This is a genomic window from Granulicella aggregans (genome assembly GCF_014203275.1).
In the GTDB taxonomy this organism is placed as follows: Bacteria; Acidobacteriota; Terriglobia; order Terriglobales; family Acidobacteriaceae; genus Edaphobacter.
The window spans coordinates 587,585-602,961 of record NZ_JACHIP010000005.1; the positions used below are offsets into that span (position 1 = coordinate 587,585).

10 protein-coding genes are annotated in these 15,377 nt (G+C 56.8%); 2 read left to right on the plus strand and 8 right to left on the minus strand.

Going from position 1 to position 15,377, the window contains the following annotated elements:
* The first annotated feature begins 45 nt into the window (after window positions 1-45).
* Window positions 46-1,509: an efflux transporter outer membrane subunit gene (locus tag HDF16_RS19480; RefSeq protein WP_184220480.1), complete on the plus strand. Its 1,464-nt coding sequence runs from the start codon at window positions 46-48 to the stop codon at window positions 1,507-1,509.
* Window positions 1,510-1,629: 120 nt separating this feature from the next.
* Here HDF16_RS19480 and HDF16_RS19485 read toward each other — a convergent pair whose 3' ends face one another.
* From HDF16_RS19485 to HDF16_RS19520, 8 genes are all read right to left on the minus strand, one after another.
* Window positions 1,630-2,052: a hypothetical protein gene (locus HDF16_RS19485; protein ID WP_184220482.1), complete on the minus strand. Its 423-nt coding sequence runs from the start codon at window positions 2,050-2,052 to the stop codon at window positions 1,630-1,632.
* Window positions 2,053-2,071: 19 nt separating this feature from the next.
* A complete protein-coding gene (locus tag HDF16_RS19490) occupies window positions 2,072-3,256 on the minus strand; it encodes a hypothetical protein (RefSeq protein WP_184220485.1) in 1,185 nt (394 codons plus the stop codon).
* A gap of 51 nt (window positions 3,257-3,307) precedes the next feature.
* Window positions 3,308-4,282: a GGDEF domain-containing protein gene (locus HDF16_RS19495; protein WP_184220488.1), complete on the minus strand. Its 975-nt coding sequence runs from the start codon at window positions 4,280-4,282 to the stop codon at window positions 3,308-3,310.
* The gene (locus HDF16_RS19500) at window positions 4,279-8,700 is read right to left on the minus strand and encodes a hybrid sensor histidine kinase/response regulator (RefSeq protein ID WP_184220491.1); all 4,422 of its coding nucleotides are present in this window, start codon (window positions 8,698-8,700) and stop codon (window positions 4,279-4,281) included. Before HDF16_RS19500 ends, HDF16_RS19495 begins: the two co-directional genes overlap by 4 nt.
* 379 nt (window positions 8,701-9,079) lie before the next feature.
* Window positions 9,080-9,457, minus strand: a complete 378-nt coding sequence (locus tag HDF16_RS19505) for a tautomerase family protein (protein ID WP_184220494.1) — start codon at window positions 9,455-9,457, stop codon at window positions 9,080-9,082.
* Window positions 9,458-10,185: 728 nt separating this feature from the next.
* A complete protein-coding gene (locus tag HDF16_RS19510) occupies window positions 10,186-10,599 on the minus strand; it encodes an ester cyclase (RefSeq protein WP_221312899.1) in 414 nt (137 codons plus the stop codon).
* Window positions 10,600-10,817: 218 nt separating this feature from the next.
* Window positions 10,818-11,594 (minus strand): response regulator transcription factor, encoded by a 777-nt coding sequence (locus tag HDF16_RS19515; protein WP_184220497.1) that lies wholly within the window; start codon window positions 11,592-11,594, stop codon window positions 10,818-10,820.
* A 622-nt stretch (window positions 11,595-12,216) separates the two neighbouring features.
* Complete coding sequence (locus tag HDF16_RS19520) at window positions 12,217-13,647, minus strand: ATP-binding protein (RefSeq protein WP_221312901.1); 1,431 nt, start codon at window positions 13,645-13,647, stop codon at window positions 12,217-12,219.
* A 606-nt stretch (window positions 13,648-14,253) separates the two neighbouring features.
* On the opposite strand from HDF16_RS19520, the gene HDF16_RS19525 reads away from it, so the two are divergent.
* On the plus strand, window positions 14,254-15,261 hold the full coding sequence (locus HDF16_RS19525; RefSeq protein ID WP_184220503.1) for a carboxypeptidase-like regulatory domain-containing protein: 1,008 nt from the start codon (window positions 14,254-14,256) through the stop codon (window positions 15,259-15,261).
* Window positions 15,262-15,377 lie beyond the last annotated feature (116 nt).

The following is a 15,377-nucleotide window of genomic DNA, read 5'->3' on the forward strand; positions in this document are numbered from 1 at the left end:
ATTGCTGCCAGAACGCAATCGCTGCCAGTAAAGGAAGGTCTTCAAATGTCTGCAATCCACATCGCAAAACGCACCGGGCAAATCATCGGCGGAGCCATCCTCGGCGCGCTCGTCCTTCTGATCGTCGGCTGCAAGGCCGGCCCTGACTACAAGCGCCCCGTGCTCGACATCCCCGGCAGCTATCGCCAATCGCTTGCACCCAGCGTCACACCTGATGTCGCCGCCACATCGTCCGCGCCCTCCATCGCCGACGAGCAATGGCCCACAGTCTTTCAGGACACCACGTTGCAGAGCCTCATCAAACAGGCGCTCGCCAACAATCTCGACCTCCGCATCGCCGCCCAGCGCGTGCTCGAATCGCAAGCTCAGGTCGGCATCGCTCGTTCGCAGCAACTGCCCTCCGTCAACGCCGGCGCGAGCTATAGCGCACTCCAGCTTCCTGTCGGCCTTGCCGGAACCAAAGCCGACGGCACCCCCGGCAACTCCTTCGACCGCGGCGGCGGCCCCAGCGCCAACGCCTCGTGGAACCTCGACTTCTGGGGTCTATATCGCCGCCAGAGCGAAGCCGCCAGAGCCGAACTTCTCGCCAGCCACTGGGGTCAACGCGCCACCCGCGTCACCCTCATCCAGACTGTTGCCGAGTCCTACTTCAATCTCCGCAGCCTCGATGCCCAACTCGCCATCACCCAGAACACCATCAAGGCTCGCCAGGACTCCCTCAAACTAACCCAGACGCTCGAACAACACGGCGCAGGCTCGCTAGCCGACGTCCGCCAGGCCGAAGAACTTCTCCACGCCGCTCAAGCTAACCTCCCCGACCTACGACGTCAGATCGCCATCGAAGAGAACACCCTCAGTGTCCTGCTCGGCCACAACCCCGAAGCCATCGAGCGCGGACTCTCCGTCGACGAGCAACCCCATCCGGAACAGATCCCCGTCGGCGTCCCTTCAGAGCTCCTCGAGCGCCGTCCCGATGTCCAGCAGGCCGAAGCGAAGCTCATCGCCGCCAACGCCCGCATCGGCGTAGCCCGCGCGCAGTTCTTTCCGCAGATATCGCTCACCAGCCTCGGTGGCGCGGCCAGCAATCAGCTCAACGCCATCGCCACCACCGGCAACGCTTACTGGTACGCCGCCGGCTCGCTCTCGCAGCCCATCTTCGATGGCGGCCGCATTCGCAGCAATTACCATCTCTCGCAGGCCCAACAACAGGAGATGCTCCTCGAATACCGGAAGACCATTCTCAACTCCCTCAAGGATGCCTCGAACTCTCTCGTCTCTTACACAGAGACCCGCAAGCATCGCGAAGAGCAGGCCGAACAGGTCAAGTCGGCAGCCGACGCCGTCCGCCTTGCCCGCCTGCGTTACTCCGGCGGAAACACCAGCTATCTCGAAGTCCTCACCACCGACACCGACCTCTACTCCACGCAGCTCCTCCTTGCACAGGCGCAGCAACAGGAAGCCGCATCCCTCGTGCAGGTTTACGCCGCCCTTGGAGGAGGATGGAAGTAATCGTCATTACCCAACGAATACTATTCATCGGGTTCCACTCAACCCATAGAAACACGCGCGACTCATCGATTCATGACAGCCGATCTCCACCTATTCGCAAAGAGTTTTGGACCCGATGAATTATTGGACCGCCAGTACCTTGACGCTCTCGTGGGAGCTCTTGCTTTCGATGTAGCCAATAGACCCGGGGGTTCGCGCGACGTAGGCAACCACCGCGCTGTCCGAGTCTAGAGATCTGGGCATATTGGCTTGTCCCGAAAACACCAGGCTCCGCCAGGCTGCACGAAAGGCCGCGTCCGACTTGCCGAGATAAGTGGCGACAAACTCGTCCTGAACAGGGCCCGGGCGATGGAAGACCGGAACGACACGCGTGCCGTCTCTCAAGGTAGACGAGGTACCGGAGAAGACTTCTCGTAGATCTGCCTTCGAGGCGCTTGAAGACCTCACACTCGCGTTGGCGATCACGATCACTTGCGACAAGCCGTGCGTGCTGTGCAACAGAAACCCGGCTACAGCGAAAAGAAGCGTCCGGAATCCGTTCATGGGAGCATTCTCCTTTCGCCTAAAAGCTGACGCCAATCTTCAGGATGGTGAGGCGGGTGTCAGGTTTTAGGCCGCGCGGGTTGAGTTCTGTGTCGTAGACGATTGCGGTGCCGTCGATGAAATGTTGTTCCGCCTTCAAATACAGGTATTGATTGAAGTCATAGCGAGCGGCCAGCGCCCAGTCCTTGGAGAAGCGGGCCGGATTGCCCAGAAGGGCCGCATGATCTACTTGCTCGCTGAAATAGAGACCGGTGCCGAGTTTCTTCGTCACCTTGTAACTCCCCAGTACGTACCAGGCCCTCGTGTCCACACGAATGGTGATCGGCGATAACCCGGGAAACGCGTCCAGGATCACTGGGTGCACACGGGTGCACTCTGCCGCTGCTTCAAACTTGCCATGGCTATAACTGAGAAAGTAGTTCGGCAAGTTGAAGGCGCGGACCGTTTCCTTTCCGGTGAGCGCCGCGTTTATAAGGACCACCTTGCTCTGCCAGTCACTCTTCCAGGTATCCGCCGCACCCACCAGCAAGCCGGAGATGGGCGTCTTCCAACGAAGAGTCCCTCCGAAGTAGCCACCACGCAATCCTTCTGGCAAGTCCAATCCTAGCTCCCGGTAGATTACGAAGATTCCGTCGCTGGGCCCAATCTTTTGGCGGCCTCCCCAAGCACGGTACTCCAGCTTGCCGAGACCGTCCCCTACCTGCACATTGCCGTAGGCTACCCCTCCAACGTGAGAGAGAAAGGAGTTGCGACTGGAGACGGGATAGACGCTCGGCGGCAGCAAAGACCAGATGTAGGCCGGATCGATATCCTGAACTTCGTTGTAGAGGCTGGAGGGCGTCTTCACCTTGCCCGCGCGAACGCCGAAGTGTTGATTGACCCTGTAGTCAACCTGCGCCCAGTCCAGGCTGACACCGTTACTGTAGTTGCCAAAGAGGAAATAACGGACCTGCGCCCCGACGCGTATCTTTGCCGAGGGTATAGCGCCTATGTTGACGACGGCGTCGGTCCATCTCGGGCTGACATCACTGGAGTCGGTCGTGTAGATATTGTTCTGGGTGCTGTATAGGAAGCCTTGCGTCGCATACCCATGGAGTTGCACGTCGTATTTATCGAGCACCTGCGCAGGCGCGGAGAACGCGACGCTGAAGGCCAATGCAAGCGCGACCACAAGGAAGCTCTTCAACCGATCGTCTAATCTCACATTTCCTGTATCGGCGGTCATCGGAAACGCTTGAGGAACGAGTAGAGGACACTACGCGGCGAGCGCGAGAACCACCCTGTTTCGACCACCGTTCTTGGCGCTATACAAAGCTGTATCCGCCGCCTCCAGGGCCTCTTTCGGAGTGCTGGGCAGCGAACTCGTGACGGCCACGCCGAGACTGGCAGTCACGGGAATTTCCACTCCGTTGAAGTAGACCGGTTCGGCGGCTATTCTCAGCCTCACGCGTTCGGCGCAGCGCTCGACCTGGACCTCACTGCAGTCCGGAATTACGATCAGGAACTCTTCTCCGCCGTAGCGTCCGACGAAGTCATAGCTTCGCAGTGCCTCCTGTATCCGCCCCACGGCCTCCCTCAGAACTAAGTCGCCCGCAGGATGGCCGTGAGTGTCGTTAACTTTCTTGAAGTGATCGAGGTCCAGGATCACGACGCCCATCGAAGAATGGCTGCGGCTCGAACGTTCAAATTCCCGGCCCAGAATGTCGAGGATTGCGTTCCTATTCCAGACCCCGGTAAGACCGTCATGCGTCGCCTGGTACTGAAGCTTGTCATGAGCTTTCAACTGATCCGCCTGGAGAGTCAAGATTCGACGGCCAGTCCTCAGTCGAGCCCGAAGCTCATTCTTGTTGAACGGCTTGGAAAGGTAGTCATCTGCTCCTGCTTCCAGTCCGGCTACCAGGTCCGTGGTACCGTCTTTCGCCGTCACCAGCAGGACGTACTGGTAAGGCGAATGGTTTCGCGCCCGGAGCAATCGGCACACCTCCACTCCGTTCAGCTTAGGCATCATCCAGTCGAGGATCAGCAGATGGGGCGCGACCTCGCCTTGCAGCATCTCCCATGCTTGGCCTCCGTCGACGGCAATCATCACCTTGTATCCCCAGCTCTCCAGCCATGTTTGCAGGATCTTGCGGAACATGACATCGTCCTCGGCAATCAGGACAAGATTGCAAGCTTCCCCTGGCTGGTCCTGATTCAGGGAGACGAGTTCCCACTCCGCAGGTTCGCTCATCTCGCCTCCGCCGGCAGTTCAGAGGATGCTCGAATCGCTCCGAGAAGTTCGGAGACTCTGGCATCGAGCAAGTCGATCAGCTCCACCACCCCACCCCACTCCGGGAGAGCTCCCTTCTCTTCCAACTCTCGTGCCGCGCGCAATATCTCTGGAACCGCGAAATAACCGAGCTCCCCTTTCAAACTATGGGCCGTCTTCTCGATGGCTTTTGCATCACGTTCAACCATAGCTACCCGTAACTCCGCGAGATGCTTGGGTGCCTCCTCCATGAAGATCTCGATCACCTGGCGGAAGAGGTCCTCATCGCCGCCCAGGTTCTCGAGCACCTTATCTCGATCCCACGAAACGGCTGCCATCTCTGGAGCGCCCTGGCGCATTGACGATGCCAGTTCAGACGGGTCTGCAGTTCTGGCGGGGTTCCGCTGCCTGATCACCGTCGCTATCGCTAGTTCCAGCTTCGAGGCGTTGATAGGTTTCGACACATACTCATCCATGCCTGCCGCCAGGCACCGCTCACGGTCGCCCTTCATCGCATGGGCCGTCATGGCAATGACGGGAATGTGGTTCGAGGTGCCGCGCTCTTCCTGACGAATTCTTGACGTCGCCTCGATGCCATCCATCTCGGGCATCTGGATATCCATCAGCACGAGATCGAAGGTTCGAGTTGTCAGCAGAGAGAGCGCTTCTTTCCCATTGTTCGCGATTGCGAAGGTGTGGCCCATCTTGTGCAGGAGCCTGGTAGCTACGGCCTGGTTGACCTGATTGTCTTCGGCCAACAGGATGCGCAGCTCCACACCGCGTGACAAGCCTGCAGCGGTCCCGGAAGTTATGCTGCTGTCGGGACGATATCCGCAGGCTGCCATCAGCGCGGCGAGCAGCTCATTTCTTCGAGCGGGCTTATGAAGGTAGGAGACGATCCCGAGTTCGATGGAACGCTCCTTGTCCGTGGGACGCCCTCCGGAGGTGAGCATGATGACCGCAGTCGAGGCGATTGGCGGCATGCTTCGTATCTGCTCCGTCAACGTAAGCCCGTCCATCTCCGGCATATTCATGTCGGTCACCACAACCTGATAGGGCTTCCCGTTCTGACTAGCTGCCTGCATCGCCGCCAATGCTTCTTCGCCGCACTCAACGCATGCGGGTTCCGCGTTCCAATGGCGTAGAGTTCGCTGCAGGATCTTTCGATTGGTCTCGTTGTCATCGACGACCAGAATGCGAACGCCTTGAAGGATATCGACGGCTGTCTGTAACTCCTTGAAGTGGTGCGATGTACTCGGCGGCCCTAAACGTGCAGTGAAGCAGAACCTTGAACCGCGTCCGACTTCGCTCTCTACCCAGACGGTGCCTCCCATCATCGTGACGAGACGAGACGAGATTGTTAAGCCGAGACCCGTGCCGCCGTACTTGCGGGTCGTTGAGGTATCGGCCTGAGTGAACGGAGAGAAGATGGATTGCAGCTTCTCCGCCGGGATACCGATGCCGGTGTCCGCAATCGTGAAGCGCAGCAACTGCAGGGGCGAAGCCCCAGGATCGACCTCCACATGTAGGGCCACCTGTCCTCGACTCGTGAACTTGACGGCGTTGCTTACCAGGTTGAGGATGATCTGCCGCAGTCGTCCCGCGTCTCCGCAGACGACCTCGGGAACATCTGGGGCAATGTCGCAGAGCAGTTCAAGACCGTTTTCTTCGGCGCGAAGCGTGAATGGCTTCAGAGCCTCTTCCAGGCAGTTGTGCAGATTGAAATCGATAATCTCCAGATCGATCTTTCCGGCCTCGATCTTCGAGAAATCGAGTATGTCATTGATAACCGTAAGCAGAGAATCACCCGAGAACTTCACCGTCTCCAGGCAGTCTCTCTGGTCGTCGCTCAGTTCGGTGTCGAGCAACAGGTCGGTCATCCCGATGACCCCGTTGAGCGGCGTTCGAATCTCATGGCTCATGTTCGCGAGGAACTCGCTCTTGGATCGATTGGCAGCTTCGGCAGCCTGTTCCGCTCGCTGACGCTCAAGAATCTCCGCCTTCAGGTTGCTGGTACGCTGCTCGACCAGTTCGTGAAGCTCCTCCGCCCGGCGACGCAGTCGCTGGCTGTAAAGTCGTTGTCCCGCGACAGCAATCAGCATCGCAATCAGAACGCAGAGCCCGGAGAACCACCGGGTCTGGTAGAAGTGCGGGCGCAGATAGAAGTCGATCGTGTCGCCCTGCTCGTTCCACACGCCATCGTTATTGCATGCGATGACATGGAAGCGATATTGGCCTGGAGGCAACTTGGTGTAGTGCGCGGTTCGGCTAGTGCCCGCATCCACCCACTCCTGGTCATAGCCTTCCAGCTGGTATTTGAACCGGACCCGGGCTGGAACCAAGAAGCTTAACGCGGTGTAGTGAACGGCAACATTGTCTGGCCCGGGATCGACCTCGAACGGCACCTCCGCCGAATAGGTGCGGTTATTCACCTGAACGTCCTCGATGATCACCGGCGGAACCTCATGATTCTTCTCGTCCTTCCCGGGATCCAAAGACACCAGTCCTTTCGCTGTCGAGAACCATAAGCGCCCGTCCGGCGCACGCCACCCTCCCGGAGTTGTCGTCGGGGAGCTGGCCTCCCGTGAGACCATTCCGTCCGCGACTCCGTAGAGGCTGGTTGTGACCTGAGATACATGCCCATCTGCAAAGTCTTGGAGGTCCTGTTCACTCACCCGATAGATACCATCGGAGGTGCTGATCCAAAGGCTTCCGAGTCCATCCGGAAGTGCGGCTGTCGGATAGACATCGAAGAGCCCATCTTGCCGGGTGTAGTGCGTGACCTCCCCATCCCGCATCCGGAACCGGGTGATGCCCGGGGTACGGCCGCCAAGCCAGAGATTGCCACGGCCGTCAGGCGAGATTGAGGTGACGGCGAAGTCGATCTGAGGCTGGCGCGACCTCTCCACAGCTTCGCCGGACGTGAACTTGAAGAGTCCCTTCACCGTGCCAAACCAGAGTGTTCCAGAAGGATCCCGATAAATCGAAAACGTGAAGTTCCCCGGAGTCGACAACGGAGTCAACTGCCCCTGAAAGCGCCACGGACTCACGCGGTTGTTGTCATAACGAAGAACAACCGTTTCGTCGGTCGCGACAATCAGCCCTTCATCGTCCTCGTTGATCGCCGAGACAAAAGTATTTTCTAGTCGCGCCGGAGCGGGATAAAGCCTGAGAGTTCCCCCTTGGGACTGCAGCAGCCCCTTGGTGGTGGCTACCCAGACAGTCCCGTTCTTACTCTCGAACATCGCGTGACCATAGAAAGTCGATGCTTGCTCTGCCTGACTGAGAACCTCGACGGTGCCATTCATGAGGCGGGCCAGTCCCCCGTTTTCGCAGTAGATATAGATGCTGCCGTCCCTCGATCCAAGAATGGTTTGCGTCTCACCCGACGGCAGGTACTCCTTCGTACCAAAAGGTGTGAACTTTGCGTCGCGAAACCGATCCAGCCCATTCGCTGTGCCCACCCAGACGCTGCCTTCGCGGTCTTCCAGCAGGGACAAGACCTTGCCATCGTTCAACCCGTCCTCGGCTGCGTAAAACGACAGGTTGCTTCCCTGCGCGGAGACACGGAAGACCCCGGCGGCATCGGTTCCGACCCAGAGATTTCCGTTCCGGTCCTCGAGCAGAGCATTTACCTTTCCCAACGAATTCCCGAAGGCTGGTATCTCCAGCGATCTTCCGTCTTCTCCCAACCGGTAGAGCCCCAGGCTTGTTCCGAGCCATATCCGGTGCTGACGATCTTCGAGCAGGGCGCTCACCTTGAACGTCCCGTGACCGAGCTCGAGCGGGGTCACCTTGCCATCGCTATACGAATAAAGCCCTCGTTCGCCTCCGATCCAAAGCTTTCCCTTGTTATCGCGAAGAAACGCCCTGATCCACCCCACCTTGCTCTTCTCCAGACGGACCCCGCCGGGCCGAAGCAGGTAGACAAAGTCGTCCGAGCCGAGCAGGACTTCATTCGCCGTTGTTGGGAAGATGGTCGAAATATCGCCGTCTGGCAGCGGAGCGGGTGGCAACAGGTCGGTAAACTTCCGGTTCGCATAGATCTCGGTTCGCGAAGTCGTTCGAACGAGAAGATTGCCCTCAGCGTTGAGCGAAACAGCCTTGACTGGTTCCGTTCCCACCGCACCGTCCATCGGAACGAAGCTCACCCCATCGAAGCGAATCAGACTCGCCGCCGTTCTCAGCCACAGGTAGCCGTCGCCGGTTTGGACTACCTGGTAGATGGCCTCACCGGGGAAGTCACGGCGCGAGTTCCACGAGTCGTGTGCGTACTGGTCGATCTTCTTCGAAGGATCGAGTGCGAGAGAAGGTCTGCCAAAGCCCGCAATCACTATGAGCAGCCCCATGCGGGTGCACAGAGTGCGGCGGTCAGGAACCGCTCGACCAGCAATCTCCAACGTTCTCGTGTACAAGCCCACGATTACCTATCGGCATTTGTCGGCGAATCCCGAGTCTCGATTTTTATTGGATCATCGCACTTCGTAGACCATTCCCGCTATGCCATCTCCCAGCAGTTCCAGATCGATCCGTTGCCGATCTTCCCCCGGGTTGCTTAACGCGCAACGTCCACGACGAGTCTCCGGGGGATCGTAACTAGGGCGACGACACCGAACTTTTCACTGCGCAATTTCCACAATGCCTGCCACGCAACCCGGTTATGGAAATCAGATGACAGGATCCCGAAACGTTTCCATGAATGGATGGCAAAGGCATGTGGCAAAAACTCTATTGCGGTCGACGGCGCGCGAACATTTATGCAACGACGCCTCATCGTCGTTAGACCCATGGCTCACCGTTGCCAAATGACCAATCAGAGCGGTCGACGAAGACCATGTTGATCATGATGTCATCAGGGCGGACGGAGAGTTTGCTCTTCAATTCGTCGGCGATAAACCGGAAGAAGGCAAGCTTTGATTCCTTATTGTTCCCAACGGTGCTGGTCACCTGAATCAAGAGGAAGTCAGTCGATCTATCCCACCCGAGAAACTTGAGGTCGTAGATCAGATTGTCTGGTGTCTGTTCGTTGATGACGATGAAGCGATCACCATCGGGCGCCTTCAGGACATCGACAATTCCCTTATAAACGATGTCAGCCAAAGTGGCGCGGTACTCGGCGGTCTTACCCTTTAGTAAATCAATACGTGCAAACGGCATCGACGTCTCCTTGGAATGCGGATCAGGTGAGAGGGTTGAAACGAACGACTGCGCCTGAGAGAGCACAGTCACCGGTCGCGAGGAGAATTGCTCCTATAGAAGCGTGGGACAGCGGCTCTATCCAATCGAAGTCTTGGAGCGACTCAACAAACGCCATCATACAGTGTCGCTGTCCATTCAATAGTCTATGAAATCGACGCCGATGAATACGTTTCTCGTACGCGTCAGGAGATCCACTCGCGGTGGGATCCGTTAGACTTTTGCTATGCAATTTCTCACTTCTAAGCGAAGCGTATCGATGAACATGCTTGGAACAGCAGAACGCCTTCGAAGAATCCTAAGCCAATGGGTGCGTGTCACTCGCGATCAGACAGGGACGCCCACCACCGCTCAACTTGAGACGCTATGGCTCCTCGACAATGGTGGACCGGCAAGTATTGCCACTTTGGCGGATCGTCGCTCGGTGAAGCATCAGAGTATGCGTCTGGTCATCGAGCAGCTACTGATAGAGAAAACTGCCTTAAAGAAGACAGACCCTCAAGATCGGAGAAATCAGATCGTGAGCATTACAAGCAAGGGTCGCTCTCTCGTGCGGCAGGAGCAACGCACCCGCGCCCTCTGGATCGGGGGTCTCCTGCAAACCTGTACCACCGAGGAATTGGGCCACGTCATCGCGGCCATAGACACCCTCGAGCGACTCCTCGATAGAGCTCCAGCGAGGGCGCCTTCTACGCCAGCTTGAGGCTCGCGATCAACGATCCCAGGGTGTTGAGTCCCCAGTGTTCGACATATTGCCCATTGGCGAGCCTCACGATGTCAATTACATCGATAGCAATCGCTTTCCCGGTGGCGGCAGCCCCAAGCAATGTTGCTTCATGGACCCCGCTGATCGTCTTGCGAGTCGTGACCTTATCTCCCTCGGCAATCTGGTCATGAATGACAACACGGAGATCAGACAAGGCTGGCCTGAGGATGTTTTGAAAAGTGTGCCACATGCCATCAGGTCCGCTCGACATCCCTTTGGGAGCAGAGTGGTTGATGAATCCATCCGCCATCAACTCCCTGAAGACTTCCTCATTTCCTTCTTGTATGACCTGCAGATTGAACCGTCGGACGACTGCTTTATTCATTTCAAGAGACACAGAAATCTCCTTCGCACGTAGCTAATATACAGTGTGACTGTATATATCCTCAATGTTTGATGAATCGCTGGCCTCCCGGGCGGCTGCGAGGGTGGACGCCGAGCGATGGCTCATTTTGACGTGAGCTCCAGGAACGCCCCATAGAACGACAAGTTTGTGTTTGGCTGTCGTGCTTGCTCGATGAGTGCCCTGGCCTGCTCCCGCCTTCACTGCGGGCTTTACTGGCTGTCGGGACTGGCTAACGATTCTGCAGCTGGCCAAGCGTAGAGATATCCACTTCCGCGCACGCTGCGTATTCGTTCCGTTCCGTCCTTCTGTGGACCGAGCTTCCTGCGTAGATTGCTTATATGCAGGTCGATGCTCCGATCGAACGGTGAAAACTTTCGTTCAAGTACGCGCTCTACAAGCATCTCGCGAGTAAGGACTTTGCCGGCCGAATCGAGAAATTGCCGCAGCAAATCGAATTCAGCGGAGGTCAACCTGACATCGAGTCCATCTTTCTTTACGACTCGATTGCCCATATCCAACTCAAGATTGCCCGAAACAAGAACTGGTGGCCGGTGAGAAGTGCTCTCCTTCGACTGCCAGCCGGATCTACGCAGGATGGCCGAGATGCGCGCGACCAGCTCGCGAGGGCTGAAGGGTTTCGCCAAATAGTCATCCGCGCCAAGTTCCAAGCCAAAGATGCGGTCAAATTCATCGCCCCTCGCGGTCAGCATCAGAACCGGCGTCGTGATCTGCTTCCTGAGTTCGCGCAGAACATCGAATCCCTTCCGGTCCGGGAGCATGACGTCCAGCACGATGAGTTGGAAGTCGCCCGAGATTGCTGCCCTTTCACCCGCCATTCCTGAATGAACTGCAGTCGAGAGAAACCCTTCGTCGCCGAGATATTGGGCGATCAGCTGACAGAGCTCCCTGTCATCATCCACGATGAGGAGATGCGGCTTCGCCGCTAAAACTGGGACGGCCGATGTTCCATCTATACCTTGAGCCATGCCAATTGCCTCTGATAAATCATACTTGCCTGTAGCAGTAGGAACGGCCAAGCCGTACATCCTGACGCTAATCCTGAATGGTCTGCAATCGAGCGAGGTTCACACGGAGGGGCCGGAGCTCGCTCTAGACTGCTGAGAACGTATCCCGCTCGGATGGGCGTGAGGCCGGCTGGAGCGATCGTGGATGCGAGGAGATCTATCGTGATAGACAGGTTGGATGGAATGAGCCCATGCGGAAGGTGCGCTGAGCGTCAACAGATAAATGGCAATGAGTTGATGTTTCTTCATTGATATCTCCAAATGGGTGAACGGAGTTATGGACAATCGCTACTGCCAGGTGGCAGCCGGGCGTTCCTGTGAGCTATTGATGAACCGAGCAGAAACGGAGGTAAGCTCTCGAGCCGATAAGTCACCGCCTCCACATGAGCTTTACGGCGATGTCTCAGTGTGAAGGGGACACCAGGGCATCGCCGTAAAGAAGAGTCAGACGTATGTAAGGATTTGTATAGAAGCGGATCCGTAAATAAAGAGTAGGAATACCCGTGAGAAGACCTACTCCTTCCTTTTCCTTCCATGGGGAGGCAGGGAGACGAAGCAGCGCGTGCGACCTGCCTCTAACGGCCTACGCTCGATGTTTGGTCGGCGGACTTAGCTCAAGTAGTTGTGCTGGATCGAGAGGATCTGTTTCGTCTCGTGCCGTACCGAGATCGATAGGCAGTCGGATAGTGACTTCAAGCCCTGTAGGCCGGAGATTCGAAGCGGTAATCGTGCCGCCATGTAAACGAATTGCCTCAGCGGCAATCGTGAGACCGAGACCGTTCCCATCTGGACTTTGCCCTTCAACCTCGATTCGATAAAAGGGTTGAAAGATCGCGCTGAGGGCGGCCTCCGGGACCCCAGGACCATAGTCGCGTATGGTGAGAATTGCGAGCAGTTCCAACTTGTCCCTATCCAACACAACCTCGACGTTGGTTCCCGATTGAGTAAATCGGACTGCATTACGAATGACATTCTCACAAGCGCTTCGAAGGGCATGTGGATCGGCGTTCTTGATAGAGCATTCGGCTCTAGCGCTGAAACTGACCGACTTGTCTGACGCTTCGGTTTCAAAGTTGCAATCAGCGACCGTCCACTCGACGAGCTGGACAAGGTCAACATCTTCTCTCTCAGTAGACGAAAGTCCCGACTCCATACGAGAGAGCGCCAAGAGCTGACCAATCAAGAGATCAATTCTGGCGACATCGCGATCCAGATGCTCCAGCATATCGTTGGCGTCAACCGCGCAGCGTTCTCTCAGCATCGCGACCACCAGATTGATCCTGGCCAGTGGGGATCGCAACTCATGGGACACGGAGTTCAAAAGGCTCCGCTGCGCTTCGATCAACGATTCAAGCCGGTCGACCATGGAATCGAAGTCTTTCGCCAGAGCTGACAATTCATCGAAACGTTTCGCCACCCTGCCTGGCACACGTGCCTTCAGGTCTCCTTGCGCAACCTTTCGGGCCGTTGACTGGATGCTGTGGATGGGTGCCGCTATGTGGTACGCAAGGGCAAAGCAAAGTACCGTGACCAAAAGCATCAGCCCGACCGCATACGGAAGATTCCTTCCCCACAGAGCTTCGATCAGCGCGATCCGAACGGACTTCCTGAGATAAATAAGCAGGATGTACGGACGGCCTGAAGCAGAGACCAATTTGTATGCAGCGATATTGTTCCCGAGCATGACGAGTTGGTCGTTCCGTGCTGCGCGGGCGACACTAAGACCTTCATTGGTCAGGGAAGCGCCCAACACGTCTTTGTAGAATCCGTCGAGCAGGAAAATCCGGCGGTTCTGGTAACCATCGCGCTGAGAAAAACGATCAAACGCTTCAGCTCCACCTACTTCGTATGTCCGGACGGCCTCCGCCGCGAGGATGGGAGCAATCGTTGCATACATGCTCGGCGCGGATACCTGTCGAATGCCTTTCAGATCGTTTATGAGAAACACCGTCGCGAATATGCCCCACGCGGCAATCCAGAACCACAGGAAGATGGTGATGAAGAGTCGATACATGGGCACCCGTGCTTTCAGCCAACCCAGCCGATTATGACGATGGTGAAGCACGTGTCCTCCTCTCAACGACAACTAATCCCTGCTTTGATATATACGACAACGGACCGTCTGCGCGCGGACATGGCCCCGAGTCTATACAAATCCTTACAGATGTCTGTTCCTCCGAAGCACGTAGCAGCCACGGTGCTCGCACGCTGAGGCGTGGTTCATGCCAACGACTTCGCTGCCTACAAAACCTTACGAAGCGCCGACTTTTCTAAACAGGGCAATACCTTTAGGGCCAGTAGGGTCTACCTAGAGGGCGAGTGGAATGAAGACAAGCATGTGGGTTGTCGCATTGTCCGGCTTGGCGGTCGCGCTTTCGATGACACCCGCCAGTAGCAATTCTCAAGAAAGTTCCGTGGGTTAGACTCTATGCCGCTATCGATTCAAAGTTCCGTCACATGCTGCCTCAAAGCATCGCGAGTCGTGATCTCCCAAGCGACTCTCAGGCACCGACGGGCAAGGGCCAAGTGGCTTCGTCCACCAGTTGCTCTGGGTTCTGTTTCACTCCTGCTCTTTTCTGTGATCAGCGTTACGGTGCATGGTCAACAGAAGGTCGCAGAGTTGGATCTAGCAAGCAGTAGCTCGTTGCCGGATGCTCCGTTACCTCAATTCCCCGCGCAGAGCTCTACCGCTGCATCGTCCTCGGCGGAGGGCGCCGCCATTGTCTCCGGGGTCGTCCTCGATAGTAGTGGGGCCGCAATTCCCGGCGCGCACATCAGTCTGACCAGTCGGGACCGAACTCAATCGCTCCGGCTCACCTCGGGAGGCGCCGGCGAATTTATCTTCACTGGGCTTCCGGCTGGTCGCTACCTCATCATGGTCAATGCGAAAGGCTTCGCGCCGTTCACATCCACAGAGTTCGACCTGAGTTCCCGACAGGCATACGAAGTTCCGAACCTAACGCTCTCGGTTGGATCTACTGGAACAGAAGTTACGGTCCGCCCCATCGAAGAGATTGCTGCGGAACAGATTAAGGCAGAGGAGAAGCAACGTTTCCTCGCAGTCATTCCGAATTTTTATATAAGCTACATTCCCGATCCAGCTCCGATGACAATCAGGCAAAAATTCTCACTCGCAAGTCGAGATACCTTCGATCCCATCTCCTTGATCGGGGTCGGTCTCGTCGCCGGAATCGAACAGGCAAATGATAAATATCCCGGCTACGGGTACGGAGCAGCGGGTTACGGCAAGCGCTTTGCCGCTCAATTTGGCGACGGGCGGACCAGTGACTTTTTGAGCCACGCGGTCTTCCCGTCACTCTTTCATCAGGATCCCCGTTACTTCTACCAAGGGACCGGAACCGTTAAATCTCGCTTGATCCATGCGGCAAGCTTTGCGATCATCACTCGCAGCGACAGCGGAAAGCCTATGCCGAACTACTCTTATTTTCTGGGAGATATCGGATCGGGTGCCCTCTCGAATCTGTACTATCCACATGCAGACCGGGGTATGGGACTCGTCTTCACCAACGCCGCTATCGGGATTGCCGGAAAAGCTGGTGGAACTATTATTCGCGAGTTCTTCTCAAAACGGCTCACAACGAATGTGCCTCCGTCCGGAACACAGTAGACACACAACCATGCGCATTTTTTGGATCATATTCGCCATCGACCTAGAGAGCTTCGATCGGATAACTCCCTCGAAGAAGAGTGCGCACCATCTTCTCTTGACTTCCCTATCCGTTC

Excerpts from the sequence above, each read along its gene's own strand:
- HDF16_RS19480 (WP_184220480.1), top strand. The coding sequence starts at position 46 with ATGTCTGCAATCCACATCGCAAAACGCACCGGGCAAATCATCGGCGGA.
- HDF16_RS19485 (WP_184220482.1), bottom strand. The coding sequence starts at position 2,052 with ATGAACGGATTCCGGACGCTTCTTTTCGCTGTAGCCGGGTTTCTGTTG.
- HDF16_RS19495 (WP_184220488.1), bottom strand. The coding sequence starts at position 4,282 with ATGAGCGAACCTGCGGAGTGGGAACTCGTCTCCCTGAATCAGGACCAG.
- HDF16_RS19505 (WP_184220494.1), bottom strand. The coding sequence starts at position 9,457 with ATGCCGTTTGCACGTATTGATTTACTAAAGGGTAAGACCGCCGAGTAC.
- HDF16_RS19515 (WP_184220497.1), bottom strand. The coding sequence starts at position 11,594 with ATGGCTCAAGGTATAGATGGAACATCGGCCGTCCCAGTTTTAGCGGCG.
- HDF16_RS19520 (WP_221312901.1), bottom strand. The coding sequence starts at position 13,647 with ATGTATCGACTCTTCATCACCATCTTCCTGTGGTTCTGGATTGCCGCG.